Raw genomic sequence first — 18,489 nt, forward strand, 5'->3', positions numbered from 1 at the left:
CCCGCCATTTTGGGAACATCCTGCGGCACAGTTTGCCTGCGCTTCACACTGACCGGGTTTCTCCGGCCCGGTCAGTGAAGGCAGCGTCAAGGTCTCCGGCTAGGGCCTCCTCGACCCGACGGCCCATATCGCGGATCTCCTCCTCATCAGCCACCACCATTTCGCCGCGGACAGTCTCCAGCACCAGCGAATTCTGCCGGCGGATTTCCTCCCGCTGCCCGTCGTTGACGGCCGTGGCGGCGCAGTCCCGCAGCAGGCGCAGCACCGCCGTCAGCACAATCGGTTCCGACTGGGCATAGCGGCGCACCGGACCGCAGACCAGGTCCAGGAAGTACCGGTAGTCCCGGCCCTCCGTGACCAGCCGCTGCACCCCCTCGGCATCACGGTGCGCTTCAGCGCCCAGCCTGCGGCGTTGCAGATCCACCAGCAGATCCGCGCAATAACCGGCGGCATGGGCTGCAGTAATGGGATCGTTGATGCTGGGAGAAATGGCTTTCACCGCAATATCGGTCAGCTGCCGCAGCCCGAGAGCCGCATCCTGCTCCGGCGTCCGCTCATAACCAATCTCCAAGGCCTCCGCCAGCGCCTTGCGCACCGCCGGCAGCGTCACCTCCCCGCCGTCGTCGGCCCACACCCGCGCCACCGGTGACCCGAAGGTGACATGGTCACCCGGCTGAACCATCACCCGCATGCTCAACCGGTGCTGCTGCAATACCGTCATCAGCGGTTTCCACTCCACGGCCTGCACAATACCGCTGCGCCCCACGGACACCAGCGTTCCGCCCTCGGGCTGCTCAAATTCCTGCACCTCACCCGTTTCGGAGAGCGGATAGGTTTCCCGCAGGACCGTCAGGCAACCCTGGTGCGCGTTGCGCATCATGGTGTCCACGCGCAGCGAGCGGGCAATATGCCCAATGAACAGCAGCAGCACAATCCCGGAGGCTATGCCCAGCACGTAGACCAGACCGACCACCAGCACCGGCACCGGCCGGCCCGGATCCATCCCGTGCAGCCCGGTGATGCTGACCAGGAATGTGCCGAGCAGTACACCCAGGACCGCCTGGGTGCGCACATCCCGGGCAAACTCACGCAGCAACCGCGGAGAGAACTGCTGTGAGGCCAGCTGCAGCGCCACCACAGTGAGCGAGAACGTCACAGTGGCCGCGGTCATCACACTGGTGGCCACAGTCTGCAGCAGACTGGACGCGGCCTCGACGCCGGCGGGCCAGATCCACTGCGCCCAGGCAGCGTCATCCCCAGGGCGGACCTGCATTAGCAACAGGGACACCACGAGCGCTGCAAGCGAGGCGCAGCTGGGCCAAAACCATAAGGACGCACGCAGCCCCTCCCGCGAGAACCGGAGCCGCGGCTCCGGGCCACGGGGATCGGGCGGAACGGTGGTTGCACCGTGGACGGGCTTAGCCATGGGGACCCCTCTGAACGCAGGACTACTCTGGATCCCAGTCTGCCCGGCTTCGTGGCGGGGCTCCACTTCCCGGCCGCCACCAGATGCGCCTAAACGAGCGGGCAGCCGACGACGTCGCCAACAACCGCCCGTTAGATCCCTCACAACCACCGCTAAGCGAGCACCCTGCAGCATTGCCGGGCACTATAGTTGACTTAAATCAACCTTTGACCTGAGTCAACCAATTTGGAGTATGCATGTCCGTCTCCCCTGCCCTGCAGGATGCCCGCGCCGAGGCCGAAGCCGCGGCCAAACGCAAACACCGCGAAGTCCTTCAGGCCCTGACCGGCCTGCTGTTGGGCATGTTCGTCTCGATGCTGGCCAGCACCGTGGTGAGCACCTCGCTGCCGGTGATCATTTCCGACCTCGACGGCGACCAGGCGGCCTTCACCTGGGTGGTCACCGCCACCCTGCTGGCCACTGCGGTTTCCACCCCGGTCTGGGGCAAGCTCGCGGATCTGCTCAACCGCAAGGTCCTGGTGCAGCTGGCACTGATCATCTTCATCGTGGCCAGTGCAGCAGCCGGTTTCGCGCAGAACACCGACTGGCTGATTGCCATGCGCGTGATCCAGGGCATCGGTGCCGGCGGACTCGGCGCACTGACGCAGATCATCATGGCGGACATCATCTCCCCGCGTGAACGCGGCCGCTACATGGGCCTGTTCGGTGCGGTGATGGCCCTCTCCACCGTGGGCGGACCGCTGATCGGCGGCGTCATCACTGACTTCGCCAACTGGCGCTGGAACTTCTACATCGCGGTGCCGCTGGCCGCCGTCGCACTGTTCATGATCCAGAAGACCCTGCACCTTCCCGCTTTGAAGAAGCGCAAGGTCACCATCGACTACGCCGGCATTGTGCTGCTCGCGGCATCGGTGTCCGTGCTGCTGATCTGGGTCTCCCTGGTCGGCACCGACTTTGATTGGATCAGTGCCGCCACCGCCTGGATGGTCGGCGGCTCCCTCGTGGGCCTGGCCGCCTTCGTGGCCGTCGAGCTGAAGTCCTCCGAGCCGCTGATTCCGCTCACACTGTTCCGCAACCGCACCTTCACCTTCTCTGTGATCGGTTCCCTCGCCGTCGGCGTGGCCATGTTCGGCACCTCCGTGTTCCTGTCCCAGTACATGCAGCTGGCCCGCGGCGCTTCAGCAACAATGTCCGGCATCATGACCATTCCGATGATGGGCGGATTGCTGGTCGTCTCCACCATTGTGGGCAAGATGATCACCAAGACCGGCAAGTGGAAGGCCTACGTGGTTTCCGGGTCGGTCATCCTCACCGTGGCTCTGGTGCTGATGGGCACCATTGAATACGACACCAACTTCTGGCTGGTTTCGCTCTACATGTTCCTGCTTGGCGCCGGCGTCGGCATGGTCATGCAGAACCTGGTCCTGGTGGTGCAGAACGATGTGCCCACCCGCGACCTCGGCGTGGCCAGCTCCGGCATCAACTTCTTCCGCACCATCGGCGGCACCATCGGCGTCTCCGCACTCGGCGCCGTGCTGGCCACCCAGGTCACCGACCGGATGGCACAAAAGCAGGGCGAGCTGATGGGCGCCATTGCCGCCCTCGGCGACCAGGGCAAGGACATTGCTGCCTCCCTGGCCTCCGGCAGCATTCCAGCGGTCAGCGCCCTGCCTGAATCGGTGCGCGTGATTGTGGAATCGGTTTACGGCTCGTCGGTGGCGCACATCTTTATGATTGCCGCCCCGCTGGGCGTGCTAACTCTGCTCGCCGTGCTGTTCCTGCCGAACCTGGAACTAGGCAGCATGACGCGCCACGAAAAAATGCAGGCCGAAGAATCCGCCAAAGCCGCCGCCACTGCAGTCAGCGGTGCGCCCGCCCTTGAAACACCGGAGGAAACTCCGGGCGACACCGCCGCCCGCATAGCTTCCGACGCCGAGGCAGCCGCCGGACAGAATCCGGACCTTCCGGCCGGAAAGCGGGGGAACTAGCATGACGGCGCCGGCTCCCGGGGAGGCCGCTGCGAAGTCCTCGATCGAGGAGGTGGAGCGTCAGTTCGCGCACATGCTGGCGGCTGCGCGGCGCACCTTCAAGGAATCCGCCCTGGCCGTGCACCCTTCGCTGCAGCCGTTGGGCTTCACTGTCCTGATGACCCTTTACCAGGGTGCGGAATGCCAGCAGGGTGCCGTGGCGGAAACATTGCAGGTGGATAAGGCACTCCTGAGCCGCACCGTTTCCCAGCTTGAATCGCTGGGACTGGTATGCCGGCGCTCCGACCCCGCTGATGGAAGGGCGCAGCTGCTGACCCTGACGGCCGAGGGGCGGGCCCGGTTCGAGTCCGCCCACTCCGCCAAGCGCTCCCGGCTGCGGGACCGGCTGGAAACCTGGCACCCCGACGAGGTGGAGCGGCTCTCGGAGCTGTTGAACAAGCTCAACGAGCGGGACTAGGTCTTTTGAGATGCGGCGGCCGGCGGCCTTCGGGCTGCCGACCGCTGCCGTGCTCAGGTCGCACCATCCCCAACACATCGGATTGTTAGCGGCGCTTCCCACTCCCTTGGGGAGCACCTAGCCTCACTCTCCGCCAGCCTGCGTCTGTCTCTAGGTCTTGACTGGGCGCATCTCGGAATGTTGACCAGTGCAGCTCTCCCGCACTTAGATTGTTTGGATTCTTAAATACTTCTTTTCCGGACTTGGGCCTCTTGCCTGGCAGCGGCAATACCTCCGGACGCTCCCTGACAACCACTACACGCGGATTGTTTGGTGCTTTAGCGCCAGCCCTGGACCGTCTACGTTCAGAGACTTGCGGTTGTCGCTGACTTGTCCTTTTTGGCTTCACGCTGGATCCCTGTTTCGCGCGTTTTGATCCATTGAAGGCCGGTCGGCCACTTCCGCTGCATAACTCACCAGCGCCACCAGAATGCTTGCCTGCCAAACCATTCAAAGGCTTTCCGACCAAGGTCTTCTGACAAATCAAGCACTGCCACTTCGGTCCTGCAGATGCCACAGCGCATCCCTCCCCCAGAGAAAATCGACTCCACATTCTATGCGGGGAATAGCCCGATTAGCAGTTACATCGGGCACGAGTCCTCACGTATCCGTGTTTCTCTTTACCGGCACCAGCTCCCCCAGGATCCGGGCGAGCTCGGCCCGGTCCCCCGGCTCCAGTACCGAGAAGAACTCGTCCGCCTCGCGCTTGCGATCCGCCAGCACCTTTTCGCGCAGCTCCTCCCCCGCACCGGTCAGCGTCAGCAGGGTGGCCCGCCGGTCCGCGGGGTGGGCGCTGCGGTCCACCAGCCCTTTGGCGGTGAGCTGATCCACCACCTCTGTAGCCGAGCGCGGCGCGATGTGCAGCCGCTCGGCCAGCTCCTTCAGGCGCAGACCGGGTGCGGCACCTTCGGGGCTTCCAGCCTGATCCGCCGCCCGGCCGACAGCGTTTAGCGCCCGGAACTGGTGCGGAGTCAGCTCGAACGGTGCCAGCTGGAACATCCATCGCTTCCGCAGGCCCCGGAACGCGGAGTGCATCAGTTCACCCAAGGCGGCCGGATCGGCAGGGACATCAGTCATGGTTTCAGTGTACCCATTTCGCTGTAACCACATAGTGAGGTAACCTCTGCAATAGCTGCCGTGTACGTTCCCGGCAGCGTCAGGAGGATCCATGGTTATACCCGGCATCGACACGGGCCGTCCCGGCGGCGGATCAGGTGCACCCCGCGGCGAGCGCGCAGCAGGCACACCAGGCGGTGGCCGCGGTCCCGCAAAGCTCAACCCGGCGGATAAAAAACAGCTGAAACAGCACCCCGTCTCCCTGCGCCGTATCGCGGCGCTTTTCGCCCCGCACAAGGGAACCATCGCCGTCGTTGTGCTGCTCATCAGTGCTTCCTCCGTGGTCAACCTGGCCCAGCCGTTCCTGGTCCGAGGGGTGATCGACAACGCGCTGCCGCAGCAGGACATCCGGCTGCTGGCCGTCCTGACCGCCTCCATGGTGGCGGTTGCCGCCGTGACCGCCGTGATCGGCGTCGTGCAGACCTGGCTGGCCACCAAAATGGGCCAGCGCGTAATGCACACCCTGCGCGTGAACCTCTTTACCCATCTGCAGGCGCAGTCGCTGGGCTTTTTCACCCGGACCCGCGGCGGGGAGGTGCAGTCCCGGCTCACGCACGACATTTCCGGCATGCAGTCAGTGGTCACCACCACCGCCACCGGAGTCGCCTCCAACCTCACGACGGCGGTGGCCACCGCCGTCGCAATGGTCGCCCTCTCCCCCGGGCTGAGCCTGATCTCGCTGGTGGTGCTGCCGCCGGCCATCTGGCTCTCCCGCCGGGTCGCGAAGATCCGCCGCGAGGTCACCGACGAACGCCAGCGCGAACTGGCCGCCCTGCACACGCAGGTGGAGGAAGGCCTCTCCGTTTCCGGCGTGCGCCTGGCCAAAACCCTGGGCACCGGTCCGCGGGATGCGGAGCGGTTCCGCAACCGTTCCGAAAAACTGGTGGGACTGGAACTGCGCAGCCAGCTGGCCGGGCGCTGGCGGATGGCCACCATGCAGATGGTCTTCGCCGCGATTCCCGCAGTCATTTACCTGGCCGCAGGCTTCCCGGCCACCAGCGGCGGCATGACCATCGGCACCCTGGTCGCCTTCACCGGCCTGCAGGGAGCCATCTTCCGTCCGGTGATGGGCCTGCTGAACATCGGTGTGCAGTGGGTGACGGCCCTGGCGTTCTTCAGCCGGATCTTTGAATATCTGGACCTGGTCCCGGGGATCCGGCCTGCCGCGAAGCCTGTCCGGCTGGATCCCGCCACGGTGCGCGGTGAGGTCCGGTTCGAGGGGGTGCGCTTCGCGTACGACGACGGCGCGGAGGTCCTGCACGGCATCGACCTGACGCTTCCGGCCGGGACATCCACCGCCGTCGTCGGATCCACCGGCTCCGGCAAGAGCACCCTCGCCTCGCTGCTGCCGCGGCTCAACGACGCTACCGCCGGCACGGTGCTCATTGACGGTGTGGACGTACGTGAGATAGCGCCCGGGGACCTGGCCCGGATTGTCGGCGTCGTTTCCCAGGAGACCTATCTGATCCACGCCTCGGTGCGGGAGAACCTGCTCCTGGCCGATCCCGACGCCACCGATGAGCAGCTGTGGTCCGCCCTGGCCGCCGCCCGGATGGCCGATACCGTGGGTGCCCTGCCCGAGGGCCTGGACACCCTGGTGGGTGCACGCGGCCACCGCTTCTCCGGCGGCGAGCAGCAGCGCCTGGCGATTGCCCGCACCATCCTGCGCAATCCTCCGGTGCTGGTGCTGGACGAGGCCACCTCGGCGCTGGACAACACCACCGAAGCGCAGGTTCAGGCCGCGCTGGAGCGGCTCGCTGCCGGGCGGACCACACTGACCATTGCGCACCGGCTCTCCACCGTGGAGAACGCGGACCAGGTGGTAGTGCTCGACGCCGGCCGGATCGTGGAGCGCGGCGCCCCGGCCGAGCTGCGGGCCGGGGACGGCCCGTATGCCCGCCTGGCCGCGCACAGTGCCGGGCTGGAGGATGCCGCACCGGCAGGCGGGGCACTGCAGCCCGGGCATTAACCAGCCCCCGTTCCAGGTGACCCGTACACTGGACCCTGCCGGACTCCGGCCAGCCGTCCATGGGGGAAGAAATGAAGAAAGCCGTCGCAGCAGCCGCCTTGGCCGCCGTCGCCGTTTGCGGCCTGAGTGCCTGCTCATCGCCGGCCTTGAGCACGGAGGATACCTGCCTGGAGCTTCGTGCCATCGTGGCCGACTTCCCTAACAGTGAGCCCGCGGATGAGGTCCTGGCGGACATCGGCAAGCAGTTCAACGACCTTGCGCGGAAGAGTTCGGACACGCTGAAGGACGACATCAGGACCGCCGGGAAGGTCATCTCGGCAGGTCCTGACGGCGGTGAGCCTACCGAGGACGACAGGAAAGCCCTGGACCGGCTCGATGAGAGCTGCAACCTCAGCAGCGTTCGCTAGCCCTGAAGAATCTACGGCCGGTTTGCAGGTTTTCGTCCGGTTTAAACCGGGCGAAAAAGCTTAAAACGGACGTAGAAGTTCGAAGTGGGCCAAGACTCGCCGGTTAGCCCTGGCAGAGGCAGAACGGGTGCCCGGCCGGATCCAGGAAGACCCGGAAGCTTTTCCCCGGCTGATACGCGTGCTTGGTGGCGCCGAGGAGCAGCACGGCGGCTTCTCCCTCATCCAGGTCATCAACGTCCACGTCAATGTGCATCTGCTGCGGAATGTCCTGTTCGGGCCAAACCGGCGGGGTGTAGTTCTCCACCTGCTGGAAGCAGTAGCGCTGGCCGGTGGCGTCGTCGGCGATGTCCGTCCAGTCGCCGTCCGGGCCATCCTCGTGCAGGTTCACCTTCCAGTCGAGCAGGGCACCGTAGAAGGTGGCGAGGGCAACCGCGTCGGGGCAGTCAAGGACAGTGGTGGGGTTGCGTGCAATAGCCATGGCCGGAAGCCTAGGGCCCTTTGCTGCGTTCGGCTAGACCCAATGCCCGGAGCTGCCCCGCCATGCTTCCGCTCCATCCAAACGGAAACGGCAGGTGCCGCTCCCCGTTCGGGAAGCGGCACCTGCCGTTGTGGCTATCCGGTCAGACTAGCTGCGCACGGGGGTTTCGACGCCGTCCGACGCCGGCTGCTCCTCGGCGTGCGGGTGGGCACGTTCCAGGGAAGCCCCCTCAACGTCGACGTCCGGCAGGATCTTATCCAGCCACTTCGGCAGCCACCAGGCCTTGTCGCCGGCAAGGTGCATCAGCGCCGGGATCAGCAGCATCCGCACCACAAACGCGTCCACCAGCACACCGAAGGCCAGGGCGAAACCAATGGGCCGGATCATGGTGCTGTGCGAGAAGATGAAGCCGCCGAACACGGAGACCATGATGATCGCGGCCGCCGTGACCACTGAACGGCCGGCGCGGAAGCCCTGCATTACGGCCACCCGGGCCGGGGAACCGTGAACGAAGGCTTCGCGCATGCCCGAGCCCAGGAAGAGCATGTAGTCCATGGCCAGGCCGAACAGGATGCCCACCAGGATGGTCGGCAGGAAGTTCAGTACCGGGCCCGGCGTCTCCACGCCGAACACGCCGGCCAGCCAGCCCCACTGGTAGATGGCCACCACGCCGCCGATGGCCGCGAAGTAGGACAGGATGAAGCCCAGCGTCGCGATCACCGGAACAAAGATGGACCGGAAGACCAGGATCAGGATCAGCAGGGACAGTCCCACCACTACGCCCAGGTAGATCGGCAGCGCTTCGGAGAGCTTCTCGGAGATGTCGATGTTGCCGCTGGCGGTTCCGGCCACGCCCAGCTTCACGTCACCGTTTTCGGTCTCGAGCGGAGACAGGTCCCGCAGGGTGTGCACCAGTTCCTGGGTGGATTCGCTGGTGGGACCCTCCTCCGGGATGACCTGGAAGGCAGTGACGGTGCGGTCTTCGGAGGAGCCGATGGGAGCCACGGCCGCCACGTTGTCCTGGTCGAAGAGAGTACGGGCAACCTCGCCCTGCGCCACCAGCATTTCTTCCTCGTCCGGGTTGCCGGGCAGGTCCGCGACCACCAGCAGCGAACCGTTCTGGCCTTCGCCGAACTTCTGCGAAACGGCTTCGTAGGCCCGGTACTGTGTGGTGTCGTGGGCTTCGGAGGAACCGTCGGGAAGGTTGGTGCGCAGGTCCAGGGCCGGGATGGCGATGACCAGCAGGCCAGCGATCGAGAGCACTACGGTGAGCGCAGCGCGCACCGTGGACATCTGCTTTACCGGAATGGTTTCCGGCTTGCCGGCCGAGGCCGAGGCACCGTGGTCCTTTTCCCGTGCCGCGCGCTCCTTGCGGCTGAGGATCTTCATGCCGGCCAGCTTGAGCAGTGCCGGTGTCAGGGTGGTGGCCACCAGAACCGCAATGGCGACGCAGGCCGCGCCCACGGTGCCCATCAGGCCCAGGAAGGGAATGCCGGTAATGTTCAGCGCCAGCAGGGCAATGAACACTGTGGTGCCGGCGAACACCACGGCGTTGCCGGAGGTTCCGTTGGCCAGGGCAATGGATTCGGACAGGCTGTAGCCGGCCTTGAGCTGGCGGCGGTGCCGGTTGACGATGAACAGGGCATAGTCAATGCCCACGGCCAGGCCGAGCATCACGCCGAGGATGGGGGTAACGGAGGCCATTTCGACGACGCCGGAGAAGGCCAGCGCACCGGCGGCACCAATGCCCACACCGATGATCGCGGTGACCAGCGGCAGGCCGGCACCGATGAAGGTTCCCAGCATAACCACCAGCACGACGGCGGCGACCGCCAGGCCGACTACCTCGCCGACTCCCAGGATGCTGGGGACCCCGGCGGAAACTTCGGCGGAGAAGTCCACCTTGACCCCGTCGATAGGCTCATCCTCAAAGGCTGCGACCAGTGCGTCCTTGGTTTCCTGTTCCACCTCCATCTGGGTCTCGCTGAAGACAACGTTGACCACTGCCGCACTGCCGTCCTCGGACACGGTGCGGATGTCGGCGGCCATTTCCAGCAGTTCAGCACCCTGTTCAGCCTGGACGGCGCCGGCTTCAAGCTCGGCGCTCTTGGCGTCCAGCTCGGCACGGCTGGCATCCAGGGTGGCCTGCTGGGCGTCCAGCTGTGCCATCATTTCGGCCGGGGCGCCGGCTGCTTCAGCCTGCTGCCGGGCGGCGTCAAGCTGGGCCTGGCCGTCCTCGAGCTGGGTGCGTCCCTGCTCGATCTGGAGGCGGCCGGCATCAACCTGGGCCTGGCCGTCCTGAAGCTGCTGCGCCTGCGCGGCGCGGTCCGCCTCGGTGGCGAACGGGTCAACCACGGTTTCCACGCCGTCGATCTCCGAGGCATCAGCGATCAGCGCGGAGATGTCCTGCTTCTGCTCGTCGGTGAAGGCGGAGCCGTCCTCGGTCTGGACCACCACGGAGCCGGAGCCGCCGGAAGCCTCGGGGAGTTTTTCCTGCAGGTGGTTGGTGACCTGTGTGGTGGGGGTGTCAGGGATGGAGAAGCCGGTGGCAAGCGTGCCGCCGAAGAGCAAAAACGCCGCTCCGGCAGCCACAAGCACTCCGATCCATGCCGCCAGCACGGTTTTCGCGCGGCGGGCAGCCGCGGCACCGAGGCGGTAGAGGAATTCAGCCATTTTGAGGGTCTGTCCTTTTATGGGAGGGGTGGGGAACTACGGGTGGAGTGATCTGGGGGATGAAGGGTCCGCCGCGTGGCCGCTGCGTACCTTTTCAAGGAGTGTGTCCAGCAGCTCGGCCCAGACCTGCCGGGATTCAGGCGTGTCCACGGCACCGGTGGCACAGTGCCAGTGGTGGTAGAGCACGCCCAGCCCACTGGTCAGGGAACCGATGAGCAGGTCCACGCTGAGTCCGTCCGCTTCCGGATAGCGGCTGAGCATGGATGCCGAGAACCGTTCGTTCAATTCGGTAAAGGCACGCAGGGCGATGGGATGGGCCTGCGCCTCCGGGGACGCGGGCAACGCCGGACCGAGCAGGCGGGTCAGGTAGGCCATGGGCGCCACCAGGTCCGCGGTGCGGAATGCCTCGGCAATCTCCTCAAACATGCCCGGACGGTCATCACCGGCCTGCGGCACGGCGGTCAGGCTCTCCACCGCAGTGCTGAGGACGCCGCTGCAGACCTCGGAGACTATGTCACGCACGGACCCAAAATGGTTGAACACCGTGCGGCGGGAAACATCGGCGCGCTGCGCCAGTTCATCGACGGTGAAATCCGTGGTCTGGCGTTCGTGCATCAGCGCGGCAGCAGCAGTCACAATGGCCTGCCGGTGGCGGTCCTTGAGCGCCTGGCGGCGGTCAGGGGTAGCGTTGGTGAACACGTTTCTACACTACGTGCACGGTTGCACTGGGTGCAAACGATGCCGGAAGGCCGAGGATTCCGCCAAACCCTCCCCAAGCGGAGCATGGTCCTGTTCCATTTAAAGTGCAGCCATTTCCCGGCAACGGGAGCATCCCGAGGAGGACCACTGAACTCCGTTCCGGCACTGACGGCAGATTAGACCGTACTGCACATGTTTGGGCCCGAACTGGTCCTGATCCTGGGCATCTGTGTCCTGGCCTGCAACCTGTGGGCGGACCGGCTGCGGACGCCGGCCCCCATTCTGCTGCTGGTGGCCGGGATCCTGCTGGGGTTCTTCCCGGCCCTGCGGGCAGTTCAGCTGCCACCGGAGGCAGTCCTGTTCCTTTTCCTGCCCGCCCTGCTCTATTGGGAAAGCCTGACGACGCCGCTGCGGGACATTCGCCGCTACCAACGCGGAATTGTGCTGATGAGCACCGCACTCGTGGCAGCCACCGCCGCCGCCGTCGCCGTCGTCGTCCACGCACTGGGCCTGCCGTGGGGTCCCGCCTGGGTGCTCGGTGCCGCGATCGCCCCGACGGACGCTACTGCCGTGGGCGCGCTGGCACGGGTGCTGCCGCACCGGAACGTGACCCTGCTGCGGGCCGAATCACTGATTAATGACGGTACCGCCCTGGTGGTCTACGGGGTGGCGGTGTCCCTCACGGTAGGCGCGGAACCGCTGGACGGACTGGAGATTTCCGGAATGTTCCTGCTGGCCTATGCCGGGGGAATTGCTGCCGGTGTCCTGACCGTCTGGGCGGGCATCAAGGTCCGGCGGCGGGTTCGGGACGCCCTGCCGGGTTCCGTGGTGTCCATCCTGACTCCGTTTACCGCGTTTGTCCTGGCGGAACTGATCGGTGCCTCCGGCGTGCTCGCCGTCGTGACCGCGGGGCTTGGCATCAGCCAGTCCGGGCCGGGACTGGTTCCAGCCGCCACCCGGCGCAGCCTCGAGTCCTTCTGGTCACTGTCCACGTTTATGCTCAACGGCGCGCTCTTTGTGCTGGTCGGCATGGAACTGCAGGCCAGTATCCGGGGCATCTCCGGTGTGGGTGAGCTGCTGCGCGGCCTGCTCGCCATGGTGGTGGTGGCCGCAGTGCTGGTAGGGGTGCGGCTGGCGTTCCTGTTCCTGATGACCTCGGCACTGCGGACGACCTACCGGGGACCGCTGGCGCCGCGGCCGGAACTGGGCGCACGGGCCAATGTGGTCAGCGCGCTGGCCGGTTTCCGCGGCGCCGTCTCTCTGGCGGCCGTGCTTGCCACACCTACGGTCCTGGCATCCGGGGCGCCCTTCCCGGACCGCGGCTTCATCATTTTCGTGGCCACCGGCGTGATTGTCCTGACCCTGGTGGTCCAGGGACCCCTGCTGCCGGCGGTAGTGCGCTGGGCAGGCCTGCCGACGGATGCCCACCTGTACCGCAGCGAACGGAAACTGGCCGAAACGGTGGCCTCCTCGGAGGCACTGGCCGCCATGCCGCGGACGGCTGCACACCTCGGCATCGACCGGGACGTGGTGGCGGTCCTGCGGCGCGAGTACCAGCAGCATCTGCGCGTGCTGCGGGCACGCGGGCGCGGTGATGCCGGAACCGATCCGGCCGTCGCGAACCAGGAGCAGTACCGCCGGTTGCGCCTGGCGCTGCTGGGGCAAAAACGGGCCACCGTGATCCGGCTGCGGAACGAGCACCGGATCGATGACACCGTGCTGCGCGAGCTCCAGTTCCAGCTGGATCTGGAGGAGGTGCGGCTGGCACCGCCCGAAGCGCCAGGCTAGTACCGTCCGCCTTCCGGCCGGGGCGCACCGTCCAGGAGTGCCAGATCCTAACCGCTGAGCATCAAGTCCCCGGCAGCAACGTTCTCCCGCAGGTACTTCGGCGTTTTGGTCCCGGGAATGGGAATGACGCGCCGCCCCTGGGCGACCACCCAGGCGAGCGCCACCTGGGCCGGTGTGGCCCCGACCCGTTCGGCAACCTCCCGGACCCGCTGCACAATGGCCAGGTTGGCCTTCAGGTTCTCCTGCTGGAAGCGCGGCAGCCGGCGCCGCATGTCATCGGCCGGCAGCTGGTCAAAGGACGTGAACCGTCCCGTGAGGAAACCGCGGCCCAGCGGGGAGAACGGCAGGAACGCCAGGCCGCGTTCCTCGCAGTAGGGCACGACGTCGGACAACCGGTCACGGGTCCACAGGGACAGTTCGGACTGCACTGCCGTCACCGGATGCACCGACTGTGCCAGCTCAATCTGCGCCACATCAGCCTCGGAAATGCCGATGGCGCGGGCTTTGCCGTCACGGACTGTCTGCGCCATGGCCGCCCAGGAGTCCTCCAGCGGTACGTCCGGATCCACACGGTGCAGGATGTAGAGGTCCACGTGGTCCGTGCCCAGCCGGCGCAGGCTGGCATCAATGGAGGCGCGAATGTGTTCCGGACTGCCGTTCTTGACCAGCCCCGGCATGGTCCCTGCCGCCGGTGCCGCAGTGCTGACTTCCAACCCCACTTTGGTGGAGAGGACGGCCCGTTCCCGGTAGCCGTCCTGCAAGGCCCGGCCGACCAGTTCCTCATTGGTATACGGCCCGTACACATCCGCCGTATCGATCAGGGTGGCGCCAAGTTCAATGGCCCCGCGGATCACCGACACGGAGGTTTCCGCATCCCGTGCGGTGTCCATGTCATAGGCGTAGCTCATGCCCATGCAGCCCAGACCGATGACGCCGACCTCCGGACCTTGGGTTCCCAGTGTGGTAGTGCGCATACGGGCTTCCTTCCGCTTGCTGTTGAATGGACCGGCTACGCGGTCAGACTGACCTCGAGGATCCCGTCCCGGACCCGGGTGGCAAAACGCGGTTGCGGGGCGGTGGCCGGCCCGTGCACCACCTCACCGGAATCCATGGAGAACGTGCTGGCGTGCCAGGGGCAGACAATGCACAGCCCGCCTTTGTCCCGCCGCAGTTCCCCTTCATGCAACGGCCCGCCCAAATGGCTGCAGGTGTCTGCGAGGACGGACACGGTCCCGTCCGCCGAGCCGTCGGTGCGCCGGAGCACCAGCAGGTCCACCTCGCCCAAGCTCGCCCGCTGCGGGGTTCCGGAGGCAAAGGAATCTACCGGACCCAGGGCATGCCATCCGGCCGGCACCTGCTCGGGGAGGTCCTCGTTGCGGTTGACGCCGGCTCCCTGCCGGTAGGACAGGTGGCCGCCCAGGAATCCGCCGGCTCCCGCCGTCGCAAGTCCGGCGAAGGCCAGCCCTTTCCCGAGGCCGTGGTCACCACGGGCGCGTGCCAGCCAGGACGCGGCATAGAGTACGACGGCGGCGGCGTTGGCGCCCTGATGGACAATGCCGACCCGTTGCTGTTCAGTATCGAGTTCGGAAAAATCAGTCACCCCGGTAAGCGCCGTGGGTACCGCGGAAAGGACTCCGAGTCCCACCAGGGTTTTCGCCGCGGGTTCCGTTCCGGGCAGCAGGTCAAGGGCCGCGGCAGACACCCAGGACCCCAGCGGCACCACTATCAGCAGCGGGTGCAGCGGATGTCCCAGCGGCACCCCGTGCAGTATGTCCTTGGCTTTCGTGGGCAGCAGTGTCCTGACGGTCCGGGCCACCCAGGTGGCGGCCGCGTCCAACCATGAGGCGTTTTCAAGTTTGTCGGCAACGGTGACCAGGGGCAGACGGTTCATGGCTTCTCCTCACGGGGCGTGAACGGTGCCCCACAGAGTAGGCAGCTCCGGCCCGCAGACGCCATACCGCGGTGCCGGGCGGGCGCCCCCGGCCCGCAGAATGCGCGCCGGGGGCGCCGGGTCAGAGACCCTTTCCGGGGTTGAGGATGCCCAGCGGATCCAACGCGGTCCGGATGGTGTTCATGACCTCCAGGGGAACCGCCCCCACTTCCTCCTCCAACCAGTCCCGCTTGAGCAGCCCGATCCCGTGCTCCCCGGTGAGGGTTCCACCCAGCCGCTTGGCCAGGTGGAACATCTCCCCCAGCGCAACCTTGGCCGGGCCGGTGGTTACCGAGTCCTCGGGATCCATCACGATCATGGGGTGCAGGTTGCCGTCCGAAGCGTGCGCAATGGTGAAGATCCGCACTCCGGTCCGGGCGGAAATATCCTCCAGTCCGGACACCACTTCGGCCAGCCGTCCGCGCGGCACACCAATGTCCCCAATGGAGACCCGGCCCAGTTTCTCCAGGGACGGGATGGCTTCGCGGCGGGCCGTCATCAGCGCCGCGGCATGTTCGTCATCGACCGCTTTTTCGCAGCTTCCCAGCGGCGAGACCACATCCATCACCACATCCTGTTCCAGGAAAGCCCCGTACCCGTCGGTCTGCACCAGCAGGAACGCTCCGCCCTTGGCGCGGTAGTCGGTGCCCATGGCCATGTCCACGGCTTCCAGCGTGGGTCCGTCCATCAGTTCCATCACCGAGGGCTGGATCCGCGCCGCGACGACGGCGGACGCCGCGCGGGCAGCGGCGGTGACATCCGGGAAAAACGCCGCCACGGTGGCTGTGTGCACCGGCTGCGGGCGCAGCCGCAGGGTCGCTTCAACCACAACGCCAAGCGTTCCCTCGGAGCCAATCATCAGGGCGTTCAGGTCATAGCCGCTGACACCCTTGATGGTTTCCCGCCCGGTGCGCAGCTCCCGCCCGTCCGCCAGGATCACCCGCAGGGCCAGCACGGATTCACGGGTCACCCCGTATTTGGCGCAGCGCATGCCCCCGGCGTTCGTCGCGATGTTCCCGCCGATGCTGCAGATGGCGGTGCTGGCCGGATCCGGCGCATAGAAAAGTCCGTACTCCGCGGCGGCAGCGTTGAGGTCCGCGTTCAGGACACCGGGCTCCACCACGGCCAGCTGTTCCTCCGGATCGATGCGCAGGATCCGGTTCATGCCGGAAACGTCCAGCACCAGTTCACCTGCCCGGGAGGAGGATGCCGCCGCCAGGCCGGTACCTGCACCGCGCGGAACCACCGGGATCCGGTGCAGGCTGGCCAGGCGGAGGGTGTCTACAACATCCTCAACGGACCGGGCCGCAACCACTCCGTCCGGCAGCGTTTCGGGGACAAAGCCGGAACGGTCGGTGCTGACCCGCTGCCGGTCCTCTTCCAGAACGGACACCGACGGGAAACCGGCCAGGACGGTGCTGCCGGGGGCGGCGACGGCGTCACCAAGTTCCGGGTCAAGGGAATGCGTGCTCACGGGATCTCTCCTTAGGGATCGGGGCTTACTGGGCAGGCGGAGGCGCTCAGGGCACCATCCAGCCGAGAATCGAGGTGGACTGCAGCCAGATCAGGACGGTAATAAACGCCAGCAGTCCCAAGCTCCAGCCAATGAGTTTGCGCAGCAGCGTCCCTTCCGCCCCTTCCAGCCCGACGGCGGCGGAGGCGATGGCGAGGTTCTGCAGCGAGAGCATCTTGCCCATCACGCCGGCTGACGAGTTCGCCGCAGCCATCAGCGTGGGCGAGAGCCCGGTCTCATTGGCCGCCGCCACCTGCAGGGCACCGAAGAGGGAGTTCGAGGAAGTGTCGGAACCGGTCAGCGCCACACCGATCCAGCCCAGAAGCGGTGAGAGCAGCGCAAAAAAGCCGCCGGCGGAGGCCAGGGCAACCCCGAGTGTGGTGGTCTGCCCGGACAGGTTCATTACAAAGGACAGCGCCAGCACGGCGCAGACCGTCAGGATGGTCCAGCGCAGCTGTTTCAGGGTTTCGCCGTAGACGCGGACTCCGCTGCGGGGTGCAATCCGGTACAGGAACATGGTGATGATGCCGGAGAACAGCAGCAGCGTGCCGGTGGCACGGAGGTGGTCAAAGCGCAGGGTCTGGGCCGCCACCGGTTTGCCGTTGGCGCCGGTGACATCCAGGCCCGGCCAGTGGAAGGTAGTGCTGCCGATGCTTGTCAGCCAGGTCTTGATGACCGGAATCTGGGCGAGGGAGAAGACGGCAATGATGATCAGGTACGGGGCAATGGCCATCCAGACCTCACGCCTGGAGGGGCGTGCGCCAGCCGCCTGTCCCCCGCCGCCCGGGGCGGGGTTTCCCGGGGTTCCGGCGTCCGCGCTGCTTCCGGCGCCCGGGTCACCGGCACTGTCGGCACCGACGGCGGTGGCTCCTCCGCTTGCTCCTCCACCTGCTCCTGCAGCCCCTGCCCCGGCCCCGGCGCCCCGCGTCGATCCGGTCAGGGTATCCGTTCCGGCCCCGGCCTCGGAAACGGCTGCTTCGGCCTTTTCCGCTTCCCGGGTTTCCCCGGTCATGCCGATAATCTCTGCCGGCTGCCAGACCCGGAGCATCAACAGGACCGCAATCACCGTCACAACGGCTGCAACAACGTCGGTCAGCTCCACGATGAAGAAGTTTGAGGCCACGAACTGGGCCAACCCGAACGCCGCTCCGGCCACCAGCGCCACCGGCCAGGTCTGCCGCAGCCCGCGCTTCCCGTCCACCAGGAACACCAGGATCAGCGGAACCACCAGGGCGATGAAGGGCGTCTGCCGGCCGGTCATGGACGAAAGCTCCTGTAGCGGGATGCCCGTGACACCGTTCAGGGCGATGATGGGTGCCGCCATGGCCCCGAAGGCCACCGGGGCGGTGTTTGCGAGCAGAGCAACAACAGCGGATTTCAGCGGCTTCATGCCGGCAGCCATCAGCATGGCGGCCGCAATGGCCACCGGTGCGCCGAACCCGGCGAGGGATTCGAGCAGGGCGCCGAAACAGAAGGCAATCAGGATGGAGAGGATGCGCAGGTCATCCGAGATGGACCGGATGGTGCGGCCAAGGATTTCGAACCACGGGGTGGCGACAGTGAGTTTGTAAATCCACAGGGCGTTGATGAGGATCCAGAGGATCGGGAAGATCGCGTAGAAGGCGCCCAGGCCGGTTGCCGACAGGACCTGGCCCACCGGCATTTGCCAGCCGACAACCGCCAGGATGATGGACAGTGCCAGGCTGATCAGGGCCGCTTGGTACGCCTTCATCCGGAACACGCCCAGCAGGACGAAAAGGATCAGCAGCGGAAGGGCGGCCAGGATGGCCGAAATGGCCAGGGACCCGGCTACGGGATCGAGCGGTTGCTGGAATGCGGCGGCTACATGCGTCTTCACAAAAACTCCCTTGTTTTTGTTCCCACACCTCTAGGTTTCCCTACCGCTTTTCCTCCGCGCCGCTCTTCCGGCGCGAACTGTCACAGTGAGGATGGGTCCGACACTAGGCCCGCGCCACCGGCAGGGTCAACGGTTCATCCACCGGCAC

Annotated in this window: 14 protein-coding genes; 5 read left to right on the forward strand and 9 right to left on the reverse strand. The window is 66.3% G+C overall.

Annotated features, from left to right (window positions below; genetic code table 11):
- Window positions 1–43: 43 nt before the first annotated feature.
- On the reverse strand, window positions 44–1,426 hold the full coding sequence (locus MUK71_RS15330; RefSeq protein WP_227928297.1) for a DUF2254 domain-containing protein: 1,383 nt from the start codon (window positions 1,424–1,426) through the stop codon (window positions 44–46).
- Between the two features lie 236 nt (window positions 1,427–1,662).
- Here MUK71_RS15330 and MUK71_RS15335 point away from each other — a divergent pair, with 236 nt between their 5' ends.
- Both MUK71_RS15335 and MUK71_RS15340 read left to right on the forward strand, forming a co-directional pair.
- A complete protein-coding gene (locus MUK71_RS15335) occupies window positions 1,663–3,414 on the forward strand; it encodes an MDR family MFS transporter (protein WP_227928295.1) in 1,752 nt (583 codons plus the stop codon).
- Window position 3,415: 1 nt separating this feature from the next.
- A complete protein-coding gene (locus tag MUK71_RS15340; RefSeq protein WP_227928293.1) occupies window positions 3,416–3,871 on the forward strand; it encodes a MarR family winged helix-turn-helix transcriptional regulator in 456 nt (151 codons plus the stop codon).
- Between the two features lie 639 nt (window positions 3,872–4,510).
- On the opposite strand, the gene MUK71_RS15345 is transcribed toward MUK71_RS15340, so the two are convergent.
- Window positions 4,511–4,987 (reverse strand): MarR family winged helix-turn-helix transcriptional regulator, encoded by a 477-nt coding sequence (locus tag MUK71_RS15345; RefSeq protein ID WP_227928292.1) that lies wholly within the window; start codon window positions 4,985–4,987, stop codon window positions 4,511–4,513.
- A 91-nt stretch (window positions 4,988–5,078) separates the two neighbouring features.
- Between MUK71_RS15345 and MUK71_RS15350 the strand changes: the two genes are divergently transcribed.
- Window positions 5,079–6,995, forward strand: a complete 1,917-nt coding sequence (locus MUK71_RS15350; RefSeq protein WP_227928290.1) for an ABC transporter ATP-binding protein — start codon at window positions 5,079–5,081, stop codon at window positions 6,993–6,995.
- Window positions 6,996–7,066: 71 nt separating this feature from the next.
- The gene (locus MUK71_RS15355) at window positions 7,067–7,402 is read left to right on the forward strand and encodes a hypothetical protein (RefSeq protein WP_227928288.1); all 336 of its coding nucleotides are present in this window, start codon (window positions 7,067–7,069) and stop codon (window positions 7,400–7,402) included.
- 103 nt (window positions 7,403–7,505) lie between these two features.
- On the opposite strand, the gene MUK71_RS15360 is transcribed toward MUK71_RS15355, so the two are convergent.
- From MUK71_RS15360 to MUK71_RS15370, 3 genes are all read right to left on the reverse strand, one after another.
- Window positions 7,506–7,880 (reverse strand): VOC family protein, encoded by a 375-nt coding sequence (locus tag MUK71_RS15360; RefSeq protein WP_227928287.1) that lies wholly within the window; start codon window positions 7,878–7,880, stop codon window positions 7,506–7,508.
- Between the two features lie 147 nt (window positions 7,881–8,027).
- A complete protein-coding gene (locus tag MUK71_RS15365) occupies window positions 8,028–10,553 on the reverse strand; it encodes an MMPL family transporter (protein ID WP_227928285.1) in 2,526 nt (841 codons plus the stop codon).
- A 36-nt stretch (window positions 10,554–10,589) separates the two neighbouring features.
- The gene (locus MUK71_RS15370) at window positions 10,590–11,252 is read right to left on the reverse strand and encodes a TetR/AcrR family transcriptional regulator (RefSeq protein WP_227902957.1); all 663 of its coding nucleotides are present in this window, start codon (window positions 11,250–11,252) and stop codon (window positions 10,590–10,592) included.
- A 192-nt stretch (window positions 11,253–11,444) separates the two neighbouring features.
- On the opposite strand from MUK71_RS15370, the gene MUK71_RS15375 reads away from it, so the two are divergent.
- Window positions 11,445–13,040 (forward strand): Na+/H+ antiporter, encoded by a 1,596-nt coding sequence (locus tag MUK71_RS15375; RefSeq protein WP_227928283.1) that lies wholly within the window; start codon window positions 11,445–11,447, stop codon window positions 13,038–13,040.
- A 47-nt stretch (window positions 13,041–13,087) separates the two neighbouring features.
- Here the strand turns inward: MUK71_RS15375 and MUK71_RS15380 are convergent, their stop codons facing one another.
- The 4 genes from MUK71_RS15380 to MUK71_RS15395 all read right to left on the reverse strand — a co-directional run bounded on the left by MUK71_RS15380 (window position 13,088) and on the right by MUK71_RS15395 (window position 18,341).
- The gene (locus tag MUK71_RS15380) at window positions 13,088–14,014 is read right to left on the reverse strand and encodes an aldo/keto reductase (RefSeq protein WP_227928281.1); all 927 of its coding nucleotides are present in this window, start codon (window positions 14,012–14,014) and stop codon (window positions 13,088–13,090) included.
- 35 nt (window positions 14,015–14,049) lie between these two features.
- Window positions 14,050–14,931, reverse strand: coding sequence for a Rieske (2Fe-2S) protein (locus MUK71_RS15385; protein ID WP_227928280.1), 882 nt, complete (start codon window positions 14,929–14,931; stop codon window positions 14,050–14,052).
- 121 nt (window positions 14,932–15,052) lie between these two features.
- A complete protein-coding gene (locus tag MUK71_RS15390; protein WP_227928278.1) occupies window positions 15,053–16,444 on the reverse strand; it encodes an FAD-binding oxidoreductase in 1,392 nt (463 codons plus the stop codon).
- 46 nt (window positions 16,445–16,490) lie between these two features.
- Window positions 16,491–18,341 carry an L-lactate permease gene (locus tag MUK71_RS15395; protein WP_227928276.1) on the reverse strand — a complete coding sequence of 617 codons (1,851 nt, stop codon included), beginning with the start codon at window positions 18,339–18,341 and terminating at the stop codon, window positions 16,491–16,493.
- Window positions 18,342–18,489 lie beyond the last annotated feature (148 nt).

Source organism: Arthrobacter zhangbolii (genome assembly GCF_022869865.1).
Classification (GTDB): Bacteria; Actinomycetota; Actinomycetes; order Actinomycetales; family Micrococcaceae; genus Arthrobacter_B; species Arthrobacter_B zhangbolii.

Coding starts and splice junctions, on each gene's coding strand:
- MUK71_RS15330 (WP_227928297.1), bottom strand. CDS start 1,426: ATGGCTAAGCCCGTCCACGGTGCAACCACCGTTCCGCCCGATCCCCGT.
- MUK71_RS15335 (WP_227928295.1), top strand. CDS start 1,663: ATGTCCGTCTCCCCTGCCCTGCAGGATGCCCGCGCCGAGGCCGAAGCC.
- MUK71_RS15340 (WP_227928293.1), top strand. CDS start 3,416: ATGACGGCGCCGGCTCCCGGGGAGGCCGCTGCGAAGTCCTCGATCGAG.
- MUK71_RS15345 (WP_227928292.1), bottom strand. CDS start 4,987: ATGACTGATGTCCCTGCCGATCCGGCCGCCTTGGGTGAACTGATGCAC.
- MUK71_RS15350 (WP_227928290.1), top strand. CDS start 5,079: ATGGTTATACCCGGCATCGACACGGGCCGTCCCGGCGGCGGATCAGGT.
- MUK71_RS15355 (WP_227928288.1), top strand. CDS start 7,067: ATGAAGAAAGCCGTCGCAGCAGCCGCCTTGGCCGCCGTCGCCGTTTGC.
- MUK71_RS15360 (WP_227928287.1), bottom strand. CDS start 7,880: ATGGCTATTGCACGCAACCCCACCACTGTCCTTGACTGCCCCGACGCG.
- MUK71_RS15365 (WP_227928285.1), bottom strand. CDS start 10,553: ATGGCTGAATTCCTCTACCGCCTCGGTGCCGCGGCTGCCCGCCGCGCG.
- MUK71_RS15375 (WP_227928283.1), top strand. CDS start 11,445: ATGTTTGGGCCCGAACTGGTCCTGATCCTGGGCATCTGTGTCCTGGCC.
- MUK71_RS15380 (WP_227928281.1), bottom strand. CDS start 14,014: ATGCGCACTACCACACTGGGAACCCAAGGTCCGGAGGTCGGCGTCATC.
- MUK71_RS15385 (WP_227928280.1), bottom strand. CDS start 14,931: ATGAACCGTCTGCCCCTGGTCACCGTTGCCGACAAACTTGAAAACGCC.